Source organism: Streptomyces sp. NPDC091289, from assembly GCF_044757365.1.
In the GTDB taxonomy this organism is placed as follows: Bacteria; Actinomycetota; Actinomycetes; order Streptomycetales; family Streptomycetaceae; genus Streptomyces.
Genome location: NZ_JBIVUT010000001.1, coordinates 161965 through 178108, shown reverse-complemented (window position 1 = coordinate 178108; position 16144 = coordinate 161965). Strand labels below are relative to the sequence as shown.

At 72.2% G+C, this 16144-nt stretch carries 18 protein-coding genes; 12 read left to right on the top strand and 6 right to left on the bottom strand.

Features of this window, described 5'->3' with window-relative positions; genetic code table 11:
- Positions 1 to 53: 53 nt before the first annotated feature.
- The 4 genes from ACIQPT_RS00650 to ACIQPT_RS00635 form a co-directional block, all read right to left on the bottom strand.
- Positions 54 to 536, bottom strand: coding sequence for a carboxymuconolactone decarboxylase family protein (locus ACIQPT_RS00650; protein WP_401150901.1), 483 nt, complete (start codon positions 534 to 536; stop codon positions 54 to 56).
- Entirely contained in the window at positions 533 to 1612 is a 1080-nt protein-coding gene (locus ACIQPT_RS00645; RefSeq protein ID WP_401150899.1) for a dihydrodipicolinate reductase, read from the bottom strand. Before ACIQPT_RS00645 ends, ACIQPT_RS00650 begins: the two co-directional genes overlap by 4 nt.
- A gap of 130 nt (positions 1613 to 1742) precedes the next feature.
- Positions 1743 to 4694, bottom strand: coding sequence for a CARDB domain-containing protein (locus ACIQPT_RS00640; RefSeq protein WP_401150896.1), 2952 nt, complete (start codon positions 4692 to 4694; stop codon positions 1743 to 1745).
- A 164-nt stretch (positions 4695 to 4858) separates the two neighbouring features.
- The gene (locus ACIQPT_RS00635) at positions 4859 to 5737 is read right to left on the bottom strand and encodes a UbiA family prenyltransferase (protein ID WP_401150894.1); all 879 of its coding nucleotides are present in this window, start codon (positions 5735 to 5737) and stop codon (positions 4859 to 4861) included.
- A 31-nt stretch (positions 5738 to 5768) separates the two neighbouring features.
- Here ACIQPT_RS00635 and ACIQPT_RS00630 point away from each other — a divergent pair, with 31 nt between their 5' ends.
- From ACIQPT_RS00630 to ACIQPT_RS00580, 11 genes are all read left to right on the top strand, one after another.
- Positions 5769 to 6908, top strand: coding sequence for a type III polyketide synthase (locus ACIQPT_RS00630; RefSeq protein ID WP_401150892.1), 1140 nt, complete (start codon positions 5769 to 5771; stop codon positions 6906 to 6908).
- Between the two features lie 69 nt (positions 6909 to 6977).
- Positions 6978 to 7505 (top strand): isoprenylcysteine carboxyl methyltransferase family protein, encoded by a 528-nt coding sequence (locus ACIQPT_RS00625; protein ID WP_401150889.1) that lies wholly within the window; start codon positions 6978 to 6980, stop codon positions 7503 to 7505.
- Complete coding sequence (locus ACIQPT_RS00620; RefSeq protein ID WP_401150887.1) at positions 7502 to 8518, top strand: NAD(P)/FAD-dependent oxidoreductase; 1017 nt, start codon at positions 7502 to 7504, stop codon at positions 8516 to 8518. The genes ACIQPT_RS00625 and ACIQPT_RS00620 overlap by 4 nt, the downstream gene beginning before the upstream one ends.
- A 178-nt stretch (positions 8519 to 8696) precedes the next feature.
- Positions 8697 to 10391 carry an MFS transporter gene (locus ACIQPT_RS00615; protein ID WP_401150885.1) on the top strand — a complete coding sequence of 565 codons (1695 nt, stop codon included), beginning with the start codon at positions 8697 to 8699 and terminating at the stop codon, positions 10389 to 10391.
- Between the two features lie 3 nt (positions 10392 to 10394).
- Positions 10395 to 10850 carry a VOC family protein gene (locus ACIQPT_RS00610; protein ID WP_401150882.1) on the top strand — a complete coding sequence of 152 codons (456 nt, stop codon included), beginning with the start codon at positions 10395 to 10397 and terminating at the stop codon, positions 10848 to 10850.
- A gap of 94 nt (positions 10851 to 10944) precedes the next feature.
- Entirely contained in the window at positions 10945 to 11343 is a 399-nt protein-coding gene (locus ACIQPT_RS00605) for a DUF6221 family protein (RefSeq protein WP_401150880.1), read from the top strand.
- Positions 11344 to 11432: 89 nt separating this feature from the next.
- Positions 11433 to 12299 carry a hypothetical protein gene (locus tag ACIQPT_RS00600; RefSeq protein ID WP_401150879.1) on the top strand — a complete coding sequence of 289 codons (867 nt, stop codon included), beginning with the start codon at positions 11433 to 11435 and terminating at the stop codon, positions 12297 to 12299.
- 1 nt (position 12300) lies between these two features.
- Positions 12301 to 12741 carry a hypothetical protein gene (locus ACIQPT_RS00595; protein ID WP_401150876.1) on the top strand — a complete coding sequence of 147 codons (441 nt, stop codon included), beginning with the start codon at positions 12301 to 12303 and terminating at the stop codon, positions 12739 to 12741.
- The gene (locus tag ACIQPT_RS00590) at positions 12738 to 13055 is read left to right on the top strand and encodes a hypothetical protein (RefSeq protein ID WP_401150874.1); all 318 of its coding nucleotides are present in this window, start codon (positions 12738 to 12740) and stop codon (positions 13053 to 13055) included. Before ACIQPT_RS00595 ends, ACIQPT_RS00590 begins: the two co-directional genes overlap by 4 nt.
- 66 nt (positions 13056 to 13121) lie before the next feature.
- Positions 13122 to 13499, top strand: coding sequence for a hypothetical protein (locus ACIQPT_RS00585; protein WP_401150872.1), 378 nt, complete (start codon positions 13122 to 13124; stop codon positions 13497 to 13499).
- A 233-nt stretch (positions 13500 to 13732) separates the two neighbouring features.
- On the top strand, positions 13733 to 13936 hold the full coding sequence (locus tag ACIQPT_RS00580) for a cold-shock protein (RefSeq protein WP_015613078.1): 204 nt from the start codon (positions 13733 to 13735) through the stop codon (positions 13934 to 13936).
- A gap of 77 nt (positions 13937 to 14013) precedes the next feature.
- On the opposite strand, the gene ACIQPT_RS00575 is transcribed toward ACIQPT_RS00580, so the two are convergent.
- Positions 14014 to 14262 (bottom strand): hypothetical protein, encoded by a 249-nt coding sequence (locus ACIQPT_RS00575; RefSeq protein ID WP_401150868.1) that lies wholly within the window; start codon positions 14260 to 14262, stop codon positions 14014 to 14016.
- Positions 14263 to 14549: 287 nt separating this feature from the next.
- Between ACIQPT_RS00575 and ACIQPT_RS00570 the strand changes: the two genes are divergently transcribed.
- On the top strand, positions 14550 to 15113 hold the full coding sequence (locus ACIQPT_RS00570; RefSeq protein WP_401150865.1) for a type 1 glutamine amidotransferase domain-containing protein: 564 nt from the start codon (positions 14550 to 14552) through the stop codon (positions 15111 to 15113).
- A 30-nt stretch (positions 15114 to 15143) separates the two neighbouring features.
- On the opposite strand, the gene bla is transcribed toward ACIQPT_RS00570, so the two are convergent.
- The gene (gene bla / locus ACIQPT_RS00565; RefSeq protein WP_401150863.1) at positions 15144 to 16100 is read right to left on the bottom strand and encodes a class A beta-lactamase; all 957 of its coding nucleotides are present in this window, start codon (positions 16098 to 16100) and stop codon (positions 15144 to 15146) included.
- Positions 16101 to 16144 lie beyond the last annotated feature (44 nt).

The following is a 16144-nucleotide window of genomic DNA, read 5'->3' as shown; positions in this document are numbered from 1 at the left end:
GGCCGGGAGTGCCAACCCGGCGGCCCCGGACTCCGTCCGTGGGGGCCCGCCCCTCACCCGTGACCGGGCAGAACGCACACCGCGTCGATCCCCAGCACATGGTTGAGCCGCCCGAACGCCAGCCACGAGCCGATGCTCATCGTCAGTTCCACGATCTCCGCCTGGCTGTAGTGCGCGGTCATCCGCTTCCAGAAGGCGTCGTCCAGACCGTGATGGTCGAGCGTGTACCGCTCGGCGTACTCCGCCGCGAGCCGGGTCCGCTCGTCGAACGCGTCGGTCGTACGCCACTGGGTCACCGCCCCGGCGAACTCCTCCTCGACCTTCGCCCCGTCCCGCTCGGTCCGCCAGTCCAGGCAGAACAGGCACCCGTTGATCTGCGCCACCCGCAGCCTGGCCGCCTCGAACTCCCGCAGCCCCAGCGTGGTGTGCTCGTACACGGACATCGAGAACGTGGCGGCGGCCATGCCGATGCCGGGGACCATCTCCCCCCATACGTAGCCGATGGGCTCCTGGCCCTCCGGAATATCGATGATCATGCCGGTCTCCTTCCCAGCCTGCCGACCGCAGGCCGCAGCGGAACGTCGAGTGCGTCGTACAGGCCCGGCTCCGCGTCCACCAGCCAGTCGATCGCCGAGACGAGCCGCCCCACCGCGGTGGCGTTCCCGCCCGCCGACCGGTTCTCGTCCTCGTCGGACGCCTCGACCGTCACCTCGATACGGGGACGGCCCTCGATCACCACCCGGTGCGCGCCCACCCCGTCGGGCGGGGACGGCCAGTCAGGGGCGCACGAGGCGTGGATCCGGGTGATGTGCTCGATGACGATGCGGGGCTCGCCGTCCACGATGCCCTGCACCTCGAAGCGCACGGCGCCCTGGGTGCCCGCCGCGAACGTGCCCATCGTGCGGGTGTACACCTCTTTCTCCAGCGCCCGGCGGTCCAGCGTCTCGCGGATCCCGTCGAGCTCGACGCCCAGCGCCCGCGCCATGAGACGTATCTGACCGCCCCACACCATCGTCGGAACACTCTCCGCCAGCATCAGCGGCTCGTAGTCCATCGGGTGCCCCATGCCGATCAGATGGCGCACCGACTCCTCCTGCTCGTACGTGGAGTAGTCGAAGATCTCCTGGCAGCGGATGACGTCCACCTCGGTGCCGAGGCCGCTGACCAGCAGGGGCAGGACGTCATTGCCCCAGCCGGGGTCGACGCCGGAGACGAAGAGGGAGCCGCCGCCCTCGGCGACGGCGGCCAGGACCGGGTCCCGCAGCTCCGGCGGGGCGTTGCGCTGGTCGTAGAGCGGATAGAGGGAGGGCGTGACGACGACCGCGCCGGCCCGGATCGCCCGGCCGATGTCGGCGAGGGCGTCGTCGGGACGGATATCGCCGGACGCCGCGTAGACCACCGCCCGGGGGCGGGCGGCGAGGACGGCGGCGATGTCGTCGGTGGCCGCGACCCCGAGCGTGCGCTCGGCCCCGCCGAGCTCGCCCGCGTCGCGGCCGACCTTGGCGGGATCGTGCACGAGGACGGCGGTGAGTGTCAGTGCCGGATGGGCCTCGACGGCGCGGATCGCCGCGCGGCCGACGTTGCCGGTACCCCAGACAACCGTGGGAATCATGCGCGGAGGGTAGCCCCGGGGCCTTGCACTTCCCAGAGCCGTGACGGGACCAAATCCGGTGCGGAACAAGGGCGTTCCCGGGTCGGCGGCGATCCGCCGGCCCGGGATCCGTACCGGGGTCCTACCAGGCCTACCGCTTGGCCCGTGCGCCGTTCGGCGTGCCGGTGATCGTGAACTGCGAGCCGGGCTCGATCAGTACGTCGCCGTCGGCCGAGTCGGTGATGGTGACGTCGGTGAGCGTCGCGTTGCCGCGGGCGCCGCCCATCGCGAGGATGCCGGATCCGTTGTTGGACTGGTCGATCCGCACGTTCTCGATCGTGACGTCCGGCATCAGACCGCCGCCTGTCTTGAACTGGATGCCGTCATAGGTGGAGTCGATGATGTCCGTGTCGCGGATCGTGACTCCCGGGATCGGCAGGTTCTGCGGGAAGAGGGTGATCGCGCCGAACTCCTGGTCCTCGTTCCAGAAGGCTCCGCCGGTGCGGTACAGGCCGTTGTTGGCGATCAGCGTCTCCCCGGAGAAGGGCAGCGGGTCGTGGTCGGTCGCCAGCATGATGGCCGGGTAGTTCATGGTGTCGGAGATGAGGTTGTTCTCGATGGTGTTGTCGTAACCGCCGTAGATCGCGATGCCGTTGGCGCGCCACGGCAGCTGGATGGTGTTGTTGCGGAAGCTGTTGTCGTGGGCGATGTCGGCGGACTGGTCCTTGACGTACTTGCTGGACCAGATGGCGAGCGCGTCGTCGCCGGTGTTGCGGAACGACGAGTTGAAGACCGTGGAATTGCGGGTTCCGTTGGCGAAGTTGATGCCGTCGGCGTAGGTGTTGCGGATCCGTACGCCGGTGAACTCGACGCCGTCGCCCGGGTTCCACAGCTCGGGGATGTTGTCGAAGTCGCGGCCGGCCCAGACGCCCACGTTGGCGTGCTCGATCCAGACGTTGCTGATCTTCGTGTCCTTGCCGAACCGGCCGTTGAGCGCGACGCCGCCCTCGTGGTCGCCGTCACCGCCGCGGATGGTGCCGGAGCCGAAGATGGCGATGTCGGAGATCTGCGTGTTCTCGTCGATGTCGAAACCGAAGTTGCCCTCGTGCGGGTGGTTGATGCCACCCGCCTCGTGCGGCGGGGTCAGCGTGTAGAGCTGGGAGTGCCACATGCCCGCGCCCCGGATCGTCACGTCCCGGATGCCGACCTGGTTCCACTGGCCCCGGTCGAGCGGGTCGTCGGTGAGGATCTTCTGCTCCTGGCGCCACTGGCCCGCCGGGATCCACACGCAGTCGATCTCGCCTTCCTGGTTCGCCGTCACCGCGCGCTGGATCGCGTCCGTGTCGTCGATCCCGTCGTTCGGCACCGCGCCGTACGTCGTGATGGACACGCAGCCCGACGGCTGTGACGAGGGCGCCGCCACCTGCTCCAGATCGATCAGATCGATGACGTAGAAGGAGGCGTCGTCGCTCGCGTCCCGCTGGAGACGGAACTTCGTTCCCGCCGGGTAGGTCTGGGTGAGCAGGGCGTGGGACTCGTCGAACAGCCGCCGCGCGTCGCCGCCGGGGGTGTTGGTGAGTCCTTCGGGGCTGTCGGTGTTCCCGTACAGCCAGCTGTGCTTCGAGGAGAGGTCGAGCTTGCGGACGAACTCGCCGTCGGCGTACAGGCTGATGGTCGCCTCACGGCCGCCACCGCCCGGCGCGTCCGGGATGGAGTTCCGTACGACGACGGAGTTCGACGGAGCTGTCGAGGTGAACTCCACGAACTCACCGGTGGAGTCGAGCCGCACCGACTCGCGGCCGGAGGACTCGGTGGCGTAGTTGGTGTGCCCGAACGTGCGCACGGCGTCGGACTGCAGCAGCGTGCCCTCGTATGCGGCGTCCTCCGCCTCCAGCTCGGTGTACGGCACGGCCGCGCCGCGTCCGACCACGAGGGAGCGGGCGAAGACGTTGTTGGTCTCGCTGGTCTCCGCGACCAGGTCCGTGGCGTCGGCGGTGGCGGTCAGCGTGGCGCCGCCGCTCGCCGCCGTCCAGCTGCCGCCGATGGTGACGTTCGCGGTCGCACCCGCCGCGATGGCCGGGGTGGTGCCGTTGAGCGTGGTGGATCCGACGGTCAGCCGGGTGACGGTGCCCGCGCTCACCGCGCTGGTGCCGCGGTTGTGCACCGCCACGGTGAAGCTGACGGCCGCGCCGACGGCCGGGTTGGCGGGGCTGGAGGTGATGGAGCGGACCTCCAGGTCCGGGCCCGGGCTCTGCCCGACCACCAGCGGGGAGGCGGTGGTGCGGCTGTTGTTGGTGTTGTCCGACTCGACGACCGTGTCGGTCGGGTCCACCAGCGCCGATACGGTGTACGAGCCCTCCGGCCGCTTGCCGACCTCGACCGAGATCTCGGCCGAGGCTCCCGCGGCGAGCGGGCCGACCGGGGCGCTGCCCACGACCACGCCGCCCAGGCTCACATTGGCGGTCGTCGCGGGGGAAGCGGCCGAACCGATGTTGCGGACGGTCCCCTCGACCGTGATGTCGTCCGTCTCGGACGGGGACGAGGGGCTCCAGGACAGCGCGCTCACGGTGAGATCGGGGTTGGGCGCGGCCGTTCCCAGGACCTGGACCTCGGCGACCTGCGCGCCCGGAGCCTCCGTGTTGGAGAAGAACCTGAGCTGGAGGTCGGCGACCCTGCCGTCCACCGGGATGGTCACCGTGTTCTGGTTGCCGGCCGGGTTGAACGCATAGGCGGCGCGGGCCCGGAGCGAGGTGAACGCGGTGCCGTCCTGGGTCCGGCCGAGCACCTGGATGTCCTGCGTCCGGCTCCCCCAGATCGGGTCCGGGTCGAGCTTGACGACCACGGACTCCAGGTCCGCGTCGGCGCCGAGCTTCACCGTGAGGTCGGCCGGCAGCCCGTCGGACTCCCAGTAGCTGTCTACGTCACCGTCGTTGGCGTTGGCGGCGGGGAAGCCACCGTGCGAACCGCTGGCCGTGACGGTCTTCCCCCGGGCCAGATCGGTGGCCTCGGCCGCGCTCGCCGCGACGGGCAGGAGTCCGACGGAGACCATTCCGGCTATCAGCAGCCCGGTGATCGACCGTCCTGTGAGTCGCTTCCATCTCATGATGTCCTCTGCTTCCACAATAATTGAGGCTCTAAGTCAATCTTTTGCGGTCGGAGGTTCATAGATTTCTGCGCTGTTTCGATTTTGTCAACGGTCCTCGCATGGTCATGTCATTCGAGTGCGCGAACTGACGTGACGTCAGGTGCGGTGCTGGGCAAGCCTGTTCAGGCTGCGGTCGCGCCCCGGGCCAGCAGCAGTGCCAGATCCACCGCCGCCACGGCCACCGCTCCGGCCAGCGCGGCCTTGCGCCACCGGCGGCCGAGCGCCGGGCCCACGAGCGCCGCCGCACCGGCCAGGACGAGCGCCGCCGCGCCCCCGGCGTCCACCGGCCCGGGCGGCCCGAGCGCCAGCACCGCCGTGGCGCCGAGGAGCGGCAGCGGCAGCAGCAGCCGGGTCCCCGTGTCGCCCAGCCGGTGCGGCAGGCCCCGGATTCCGGCGGCCCGGTCCGCCGCGATGTCCGGGAGCGTGTCGGCCAGATGCGCCGCGAACCCGAGCAGGGCCCCGGCCGCCACCGTCCACCACCGGGGCCACGGGCCGCCGGGCAGGGAGAGCGCGACGGCGGCCGGCAGGGCGCCGAATCCGGCCACGTACGGCAGCCAGGAGAGGGCGGTCGCCTTGAGCCAGAGGTTGTAGAGCCAGCCGGCCGCGACCGCGACGAGGTGCACCGTACCGGCGAGGGCTCCGCAGGCCAGTGAGAGCGGTACGCACAGGGCGAGCGCGACCGCCGCCGCCGCCCACACCGCGCCCGGCCCGACCGTGCCGTCGGCCGCGGGCTTTCCCCGGCGGCCGGCACGGGCGTCACGCCGTGCGTCGTACGCGTCGTTGCACCAGCCCACCGAGAGCTGGCCGGTCAGCACCGCCACCGTGACCAGCGCGGAGCGGGGGCCGCCGAGACCGGAGCCGAGGGCGAGGGCGCAGGCGAGCGCGGTCACCGCGAGCGCCGGCCCCGGGTGACACGCGAGCGCGAGCCCCACGACCCGGCCCCGCCGCCCGGCGCAGGCCGCGACCGCGCCGCCCGGGCTCACCCTGTCCGTGGCGTCCATCGGGCGATCGTAGGGGCCTGGCGGCCCGTCAATGCGGGGACCGGGCGGGTCCCTTCCCGGGATTCATTACCGGTTGTGGGCAGGATGGGTTCATGACGTCACCCGAGCAGGAGGCAGGATGACCCGCATCGCCGCGGTTCACGGGGCCCTGCCGCCCCACCGCCACACCCAGCGCGAGGTCACCGACATGGTGGCCCGCACCTGCCTGCCGCCCGGCGCCGACCGCCGAGTCCTGGACCGGCTCCACGAGAACGCCCGGGTCCGCACCCGGCACACCGTGCTGCCCCTGGACGCCTACCGCGACCTCGACGGCTTCGGCGCCTCCAACGACGTGTTCATCCGGTCCGCCGTCGACCTCGGCGGCCAGGCCGTACGCGGTGCGCTGCGGGCGGCGGGGCTGCGGCCCACCGACGTCGACCTGCTGATGTTCACCTCCGTCACCGGCATCGCCGCCCCCTCCGTCGACGCCCGGCTCGTGGCCCGGCTCGGGATGCGATCCGACGTCAAGAGGCTGCCCGTCTTCGGCCTCGGCTGCGTCGCCGGAGCCGCCGGCACGGCCCGGCTGCACGACTACCTCCTCGGCCACCCCGACGACGTGGCCGTGCTCCTGTCGGTCGAGCTCTGCTCCCTCACCTTCCAGCGCCACGACACCTCGCCCGCCAACCTGGTGGCGACCGCGCTGTTCGGCGACGGAGCGGCCGCCGTGGTCGCCCTCGGCGGCCGCCGGGCCGTCGCCGGGCCCGAGATCGTTGCCACCCGCAGCCGGATGTACCCGGACACCGAGCACGTCATGGGCTGGGACATCGGCTCCACCGGCTTCTCCGTGGTCCTCGACCCGGCGGTGCCCGACGTCGTCCGCCGCTATCTCGCGGACGACGTACGGGAGTTCCTCGACGAACACGGCCTCAAACCGAAGGACATCGCCCACTGGGTGTGCCACCCGGGAGGCCCCAAGGTGCTGGAGACCGTCACCGAGGTCCTCGATCTGCCCGACGGCGCGCTCGACGTCACCTGGCGCTCGCTGGCCGACGTCGGCAACCTGTCCTCGTCCTCGGTCCTGCACGTCCTGCGGGACACCATCGAACAGCGCCGCCCGGAGCCGGGCACCCCCGGGCTGCTGCTCGCCATGGGCCCGGGATTCTGCTGCGAACTGGTGCTGCTGCGCTGGTAGGACGGAGAGACCCGACGGCCCGCCACCCGTGCCCCCGCGCCCGAACCCGACCGTGAACGGGAGCCCCGTATGACCTGGTACACCCTCCTGGTGCTGGCCGTCGCCGCCGAGCGCCTCGCCGAACTCGTCGTGGCCCGCCGCAACACCGCCTGGAGCCTCGCCCGGGGCGGCACCGAATCGGGCCGCGGGCACTATCCGGCGATGGTCGCCCTGCACACCGCGCTCCTGGTGGGCTGTCTGGCGGAGGTCCGACTCACCGACCGTCCCTTCCTGCCCGTCCTCGGCTGGACGATGGTCGCCGTCGTCGTGGCCGCGCAAGCGCTGCGCTGGTGGTGCATCCGCGCGCTCGGCCCCCGCTGGAACACCCGCGTCATCGTCGTCCCCGGCCTGCCCCGTATCACCGGCGGCCCCTACCGGTGGCTGGGCCACCCCAACTACGTCGCCGTCGCCGCCGAAGGCCTCGCGCTCCCCCTGGTCCACGGGGCGTGGGTGACCGCCCTCGTCTTCACCGTGCTCAACGCCGCGCTCATGGCCGTACGGATCCGCTGCGAGGACCGGGCGCTGTCCCGACTCCCGGCCGTGGACGCGACGGCGTGATCGACGTCCTGGTCGCCGGCGGCGGGCCGGCCGGACTGGCCGCCGCGATCCGGGCCGCGTCGGCGGGCCTGGAGACGGTGGTCGTCGAACCGCGCACCACCCCCGTCGACAAGGCGTGCGGCGAGGGCATCATGCCCGGCGGCGTCGCGGCCCTGCGCGACCTCGGTGTCCGGGTGAGCGGCCACGAGCTGCGCGGCATCCGCTACACCGACGGCCGGCGCAGCGCGGAGGCGGCCTTCCGGGGCGGCCCCGGCGCGGGCGTCCGCCGCACCGAACTCCACACCGCCCTGCACGAGCGGGCCGCCGCCCTCGGCGTCCGCGTCGTCGCCGGAAAGGTCGGGGAGATCCGCCAGGACGAACGCACCGTCACCGCCTCCGGACTCACCGCGCGCTGGCTCATCGCCGCCGACGGGCTCCACTCGCCCCTGCGCCGCGCCCTGGACCTCGACCGGCCCGCCCCCGGGCCCGGCCGCTACGGTCTGCGCCGCCACTACCCGCTCGCCCCGTGGACGGACCACGTCGAGGTGCACTGGTCCCGGCACGGCGAGGCGTACGTGACCCCGGTCGGCGAGCACCTGGTGGGAGTGGCCGTCCTGAGCCGCGACCGCCGCCCCTACGACCAGCACCTGGCCGCCTTCCCCGCCCTCGCGGCCCGGCTCGCGGCAGCACCCGGGGCCACCCCCGTACGCGGGGCGGGTCCGCTGCGGCAGCGGGCGCGGGGCAGGCGGGCCGGGCGCGTCCTGCTGGTCGGCGACGCGGCGGGCTACGTGGACGCCCTGACCGGGGAGGGCATCGCCCTCGCGGTCGCCACCGCAACGGCCGCGGTCGACTGCCTGACCGCCGGTCGGCCCGAGGACTACCCCCGCCGGTGGGCACGGGTCACCCGACGCTACCGGCTGCTGACCGCGGCCCTCCTGGCCGCAGCGGGCCACCCGTCCTCGGGGCGGCTGATCGTCGCCGCGGCCCACCGGGCGCCGGCCGTCTTCCGTACCGCGGTCCACGCGCTCCAGTGAGGCGAAGGGCCCGCGCGGGACCGCGTTGGCCCGATTGGCGAGGCTCCGGGTTCCGTCATAACGTCGGTCGGGTGAACGCCCGCGTTCATCCGACCGACGCAGAGACCGGCCGCCCCACGCGGAATTGTCAGACACCCCCTGGGGTGCACTGCCCTCGGCACGAGAGACGAACTGCACTATGACGGGCTCCCACGCGACCCCCGCGGACACGGCAAAGACCCCTGACCGGCACCGGAGCGGACTGGCGCTGCTGGTCATCGCCTCCTGCCAGCTGATGGTGGTGCTCGACGTCACCATCGTCAACATCGCGCTTCCGCACATGCAGAAGGACCTGGGGTTCTCCACCGAGAACCTCTCCTGGGTGGTCAACGCCTACACCCTGACCTTCGGCGGACTGCTGCTGCTCGGCGGACGCCTCGGCGACATCCTCGGCCGCCGCCGGGTCTTCATCTTCGGCGTGCTCCTCTTCGTCTTCGCCTCGCTGCTCGGCGGACTGTCCCAGGAGGGCTGGCAGTTGCTGGCCGCCCGCTCCCTCCAGGGCGTCGGCGGCGCCATCGCCTCGCCCACCGCCCTGTCGCTGATCACCACCACCTTCCGCGAGGGCCCCGAACGCAACCGCGCGTTCGGGGTGTTCGCCGCCGTCTCGGCGGGCGGCAGCGCCATCGGACTGCTGGCGGGCGGACTGCTGGTGGAGTGGCTCGACTGGCGCTGGGTGCTGTTCGTCAACATCCCCATTGGCCTGCTGATCGCCGTCGCGACCCCCCGCTACATCCCCGAGTCCGAACGCCGTCCGGGCCACTTCGACATCGCCGGCGCCCTGACGTCGACGGTCGGCATGGTGCTGCTCGTCTACGGCTTCATCCGGGCCTCCGAGGACGGCTGGACCGACCCGCTCACCCTCGGCTCGTTCGCGGCCGCCGTGCTGCTCCTCACGGTGTTCATCACGGTCGAACGCGGCTCGAAACAGCCCATCACCCCGCTGTGGATGTTCCGCGACCGCAACCGCGCCGGGACCTACGCGATGATGCTCAGCCTCGCCGCGGCGATGTTCGGGATGTTCTTCTTCCTGACCCTGTTCGTGCAGAACGTCCTCGACTTCAGCCCGTTGCGGGCCGGCCTCGCGTTCCTGCCCGTGAGCGCCGTCATCGCGGTCAGCGCGGGGCTGGCCTCCCAGCTGCTGCCCAGGTGGGGGCCCAAACCCTTCATGGTGGTGGGCGCGCTCCTGGCCGCCGTCGGCCTCGGCTGGCTGACGCTGACCGATGTCCACAGCTCCTACCTCGGCTCGATTCTCGGCCCGATGCTCGTGTTCGGCTTCGGCATGGGCATGCAGTTCGTGTCGCTGACCCTGATGGCGGTCTCCGGCGTCGCCCCGAAGGAGGCGGGCGCCGCCTCCGGCATCCTCAACGCCACCCAGCAGGTCGGCGGCTCCCTGGGGCTGTCGATCCTGGTCACGACGTTCGGCACGGCCAGCCGCAACGCGGCGAGCGACCAGGTGCCGAGATTCCTCCAGGAGGGCACCCCCGCCCAGCTTCTGGAGTTCCGCAGGACCGGCGAGCTGCCACCGCCCTGGGGCGACGAGGTCCTCACCTCGGGCGTCTCCAGCGCCTTCGTCGTCGCGGCCTGCTTCGCCGTGTTCGCCGCCCTGGTCGCCCTGTTCATCATCCAGGTCCGGCCCGCCGACCTGGCCCGCCTCCAGGGCGGCGCGACGCCGCTCACCGGGGAAGCGGAAGCGGCCGGAGAGGACGGGGACGCCGAAGCGGGCGTGCCACGAACCGACCCCGACACATCACAACCCGCCCCGGACACACCACGACCCGACCCGGACGAGCCAGGGCCCGGCCCGGACACCGACCGACCCGCGAAAGGGAACTGACCCATGGACTGGACCCTCGAAGTGATCGTGCTCCCCGTGACCGACGTCGACCGGGCCCGGGACTTCTACCGGGACAAGCTCGGCTTCCACGTCGACATCGACGGCGAGGTGATGCCGGGCGCCCGCGTCGTCCAGCTCACGCCGCCCGGATCCGGCTGCTCGATCGCCCTCACCGAAGGACTGCCCAACCCGACCGGAACCCCGCAGCCGGGCACGTACCACGGCCTCCAGCTCTGCGTCACCGACATCGAGGCCGCGCACGCCGAACTCGTCGGCCGGGGCGTCGAGGTCTCCGAGCCGCAGCGGTATGCCCCCGACGACGGGGCGACCTTCATGTACTTCACCGACCCGGACGGCAACGGCTGGGCGGTGCAGGAGTACCGCCGCCGGAAGACCGAACCCCTGCACAAGGTCCTCGCCGGCCTGGCCGCGGGTGACGCGGGGGACACGGTGGGGTGAACCGGATGCGGAGGTGGATCGTGCCGCGTCCGGTCCACCAGAATGCTCCCCGTATCGAGTGCAGAGATCCATCAGCGCAAGGGAGCGGCATCCAATGGCCGGCAACGCAGACATGGTGGCCTTCGTCCGGGCCCGGCTCGCCGACGAGGAACACGTCGCCCTGGCCGCCGGCGGGGACCGATGGCGGTGCCCGGCCGATGTGCCGGGCGAGGTCCACGACCGCACCGGCGGGGTGGCGTTCACGGTGCGCGGCCGGGGCTTCGACCAGCACATCGCCCTCCAGAACCCCGCGCGGACCCTGGAGCGCATCGAGACGAACCGCGTCATGGTCGGCGAGTACGTCGAGGTGGCCGACCTGGACACCGACCGCCCGGCCGAGGACTTCCGCTCCGGCCGCGCGGTGGGCCTCGGCTTCGCCGTGCGGCAGCTCGCCGCCGAGTACGCGGGCCACCCCGACTACCAGGCGCGCTGGCTGCCCCGGTTCATCCAGTGAATCCCGCCGTCAATCCCGTAAGTGCCGGTACACCGCGCCCCGTTGATCGATAGCATCTCCCCATCGGCCTAACCGGGGGAGCTGCGCGCGTGCCCGACGTCTGGGAGAACACCCGATCACGGTGGGAGAGCGTCCGGCACGCGGTGGACGGTGGCGGTCAGGGGCCCGGGCCGGGCGTGGCCACCCTGAACGGACGGCTCGGCCTCTCGGTGAACCCCATCGCCGTCACCGGCGAGGCGGGGGCCGGCAAGACCGTCCTCTACGACGCGCTGACCCAGTCGATCCGCACGGGCGACAGCGACAGCTCCCGCAGCCCCGACATCGAGAAGCACGCCACGGTCCTGCGCTCGGGCAACCGCCGCACCCGGGCCGCCGTCACCGTCATCCCGGGGCAGCTGTCCACCCAGCGGCAACGGGCCCTGCACGACACGATGGGGGGCGAGGCCTCCCCGCACGGCATCGTCCACGTCGTCTGCTGGGGGCACAACAGGATCTGGCAGCGCGCCTCCCAGCGCGACGTCCAGGAGGCGCTGGCCGCCGACGGCGCCGTCGACCGGGAAGCCGTACGGAACTGGCACCGCCGCAAGGAGGCGGCCGACTTCCGGCTCCTGGTCGACGCGATCATCGACGGACAGCTGGCCAAGCGGCTGCGCTGGCTGATCGTCGCGGTGTCCAAGAGCGATCTGTACTGGGACCGGCTCGACGAGGCGCGCGACCACTACATCCCCGGGCGGGCCCGCCGGGAGTCCCCGTTCGCCGCCCTCATGCGGGACCTGGAGAACGAGACGTCGCTGCGCCTGTCCGTCCTCCCGATGGCCTCCCGGCTCATCCGCCACCAGTTCCTTCCGGGGCTGCCCGTACAGACCTCCCAGCTGGACGATGCGCAGATCGGCGCGCTGCGCACCCATTTCGGCCAGGAACTCCAGTCGTTCATCACGCAGCGGAACGGGGACTGACATGGCCGCGATCGACGGCGGAGCGGCGTTCCTGCGGACGCTGGCGGCCGCGGAACGGCGACTGGCCGGTGTCCAGGCCCTGAGCGCCCGGCAGCGCCGGGTCCGCCGGCCCCGGATCGCCTCGGCCTCCCTCGCGGTGCTGCTCCCGGCGGTGCTGGCCCTCGCCGCCGCCACGGGCGACGGCCCCGGGGGTGTGCTCGTCGTGGCCGGCCTGACTGTGGCGGCGCTCTCGCTCGCGGCGTGGGCCGCCCTCCTGCTGAGGATCGAACGGCCCCTGAACCGGCGGTTCGCCGAGGAGGAGCACACGATGATCGAAGAGGTGAACCGGATGCGGGAGCTGTTCACCCATGTCGCCGAGCGGGACCGGTGGGAGGAACGGCTGAAGCGGTCGGTCCGTGAACGCCTCTCCCGCTTCCCCGTGGAAAGGGGGTCGTTCCGGTGATCCGGCGCCTGACCGTCCTCTTCGGCCTGGTGGCCTTCCCCGCCGCTCTGTTCACTTCGGCCGGATACGTACTGGCCACCCGGCAGCCGGGGCCGTATCAACGGGCGTTCGAGGACCAGTGGGACGCCATCGCGGCCGGGTTCGCCATCACCGCGTGCGGGGCGCTGGCCGTGGCCCACGGACTCCGGCTGTGCTTCAGCGTGCTCGGCGGTTTCCAGCCCGACAACGTACGACGGGGCACGCTGGCCCTGCTCGCCGGAGTGCTCGTCTGCGGTGTGGGGGTGCTGATGCTCTGGCGGCTGCTGGCGCCCTGAGGGGTGCGGGACGCGCTGGGAACCCGTAACTTACTCCCAAGTAAGTCCCGTCGTCGAAGGAGAAGCATGTCCCGCCAGACGCGTTCCGCCGTCCTGCTCGCCGGGCTCATGGGCGGAGCGGGGGTGCTCCACTTCGCCGTCCCGAAGGCCTTCGACGGCACGGTGCCCCGGATCCTGCCCGGTAGGCCCCGTACCTGGACCTACGTCAGCGGAGCGGTGGAACTCGCCCTGGCCGCGGGCCTCGCCCACCCCCGGACCCGGGCGCCCGCCGCCCGGGTGACGGCGGGCTTCTTCGTCGGAGTGTTTCCGGCCAATGTGCAGATGGCTGTCGACTGGCGTCACCGGCCCCGGCCGCAGCGGGCCGCGGCCTACGCCCGGCTGCCCCTCCAGCTGCCGCTGGTCCTGTGGGCGCGCGGGGTCGCCCGGGGCGCCGACAGGCCCTGAACGGGCCGTAGTCGGTGTGGTACGAGCCGGTGACCACGAAGGTGATCCACAGCAAAATGGCGTTGCTCTCTGGTGAGGAGTGATCCCGCCGTGTAGCGTCGCCGGAAGATGTCGTGGTTCGCAGTACCTGCCCGCGCCTGGCGCGGGCGTTTTGCTGTGCAGTGCCTGAGAACCAGGGCGATCACCTCCGGGTCCGCGCGGTGCGGATCCGTTTACTGCTGAGAGGTACGGGCATGGCCAGCGGAACCGTCAAGTGGTTCAACTCGGAAAAGGGCTTCGGCTTCATCGCGCAGGACGGCGGCGGTCCCGACGTCTTCGCGCACTACTCCAACATCAACTCCACCGGCTTCCGTGAGCTCCAGGAAGGCCAGGCGGTGACCTTCGACATCACCCAGGGCCAGAAGGGCCCGCAGGCGGAGAACATCACCGCCGCCTGATCCCGGGTTGACCGACCCTGGAGCCCCGGAGCGCATCGCGCTCCGGGGCTCCAGGGCGTTCCGGACGTACCGGGCGGCTAGCCCGTCGACTCCTCCGGGGTCGGATGCTCGTCGGGGTGTGCCCCCGCGTTGCGCGGAGCGTCCCGGCCGGCCCCGGCCTCGTCCAGCTCGGGTTGTCCGCCCTCGCGGGCCACCCGGTCCGGCACCGGTATGTCGAGAGCGTCCTCGCCCTCCTGGGTCTGCTGGTCGGGCATGTCCGCCGGTACGGGCGGCGGGCTGCCGGAAGCCCCGGTGTAGGCGGTGCCTTCCGGCCTGCGGTCGGTCATGAGAGCTTCCTTTCGTACGGCCCCGGTGGGAACGGGGGGAGTGGTGAGGCGCTCTGCTGGGTACCCGCTGTCCGGCGAAGCAGTCTCCCGGGGCGGTGAGGCCCCGGACACCTGGCCCGGCCTCCCTCATCACGCTACGGGAGAAGATGCGGGGCCCGCAGCGCCCGGCCATATTGGCACTGTGGCCCGCACGGTGGGTGTCGAGGAAGAACCGCTGCTGGTCGACGCGGTGAGCGGTAAGGCCCCTGTCGTCCGGACGAACGACACCAGAGGAAAGGAAGCAGTCCATGTCCACCACCGCTCTCGACGACCGCCGGATCCTGGCCATCGTCACCAACTACGGGGTCGAGCAGGACGAACTCGTCGTCCCCGTGAAGCATCTGCGCGCACACGGGGCGCAGGTCAGCGTGGCGGCGGTCTCCACCGACGGGATCCGTACCCTCGTCGGCGACCGTGATCCCGGCGAGACCGTGCGGCCCGACCTCACACTCGACGACGTCGACCCCGCCGCGTACGACCTCCTGCTGGTCCCGGGCGGCACGCTGAACGCCGACTCGCTGCGTCTGGAGGAGGCCACCACCCGGATCGTCAGCTCGTTCGCCGCGTCCGGCCGGCCGGTGGCCGCCATCTGCCACGGGCCGTGGGCGCTGATCGAGGGCGGCTACGTCCGGGGCAAGACGCTGACCTCGTACGCCTCGCTGCGGACCGACATCACCAACGCGGGCGGCACCTGGGTCGACAAGCCGGTGGTCCGCGACGACGCCGAGGGCTGGTCGCTGATCACCTCGCGCAACCCCGGCGACCTGGACGACTTCCTCGGCGAGATCGACGCCGTGCTGGACGAGACCTGAGCCGTCCTCCGAGGGGGCCCGAGCCGTGCGCTAAGGAGTGTCCCGGCCGGTCAGGGCGCCGACGGCGACGGACGTGGCCTTCGCGATCAGCGTGTTGTCGTAGTCGGCGTCCGCGTCCGTGCGGTGGGAGAGCACCGCCAGCACCAGCGGCGCCGCGCCGGGCGGCCACACCACGGCGATGTCGTTGCGCGTCCCGTACGTACTGCCCGCCCCGGTCTTGTCGCCGACGGTCCACCCCTTCGGCACCCCCGCCCGGATCAGTTCGCCGCCGGTGGTGTTGTCCCGCAGCCACCGGGTGAGCCGGGCCCGCTCGGGTTTGCCGAGGGCGTCGCCCAGGACGAAGGCCCGCAGGTCCTCGGCCAGGGCCCGGGGCGTACTGGTGTCGCGGGTGGCGCCGGGCGACCACTCGTTCAGCTCGGTCTCCCGCCGCTCCATGCGGGTCACGTCGTCCCCCAGCTCCGCGAGCACGGCCTGCAGTTTCCGGGGCCCGCCGACCGCGTCGAACAGCAGATTGCCCGCGGTGTTGTCGCTGTAGCGAACGGCGGCGTCGCACAGATCGCCCAGGCTCATCCCGGTGGCCACGTGCTTCTCGGTGACGGGGGAGTGCTCGACCAGATCCTCACGGCGGTAGGTCACGACCCGCTCCAGCCCGGCCACCTTGTACTTCCGCAGCACGGCCCCCGCCGCCAGCGCCTTGAACGTGGAGGCGTAGGCGAACCGCTCCCCGTCACGGTGGGCGACCGTGCGCCCGCTCCCGGTGTCGACGGCGTACACGCCGAGCCGTGCCGCGTACTCCTTCTCCAGCGCCGCGAAGGCGCGCCCGGCGTCCCGCGCCGCGGCCGAGGGCGATCCGGCGGCCTTCCCGGCGGGCGACGGCGAGGACGGGCCGGATTCCGTGCCGCAGGCCGCGAGCGGCACGGTCACGAGGGCGCCGCCCAGCAGTCGGAGTACGGAACGCCGGGCGTGGGGGTCGGGCAGTCGGCTCATCCCGTCATGCTAGGGCGGGCGCGGCCCCACCTGATCCGAACCGG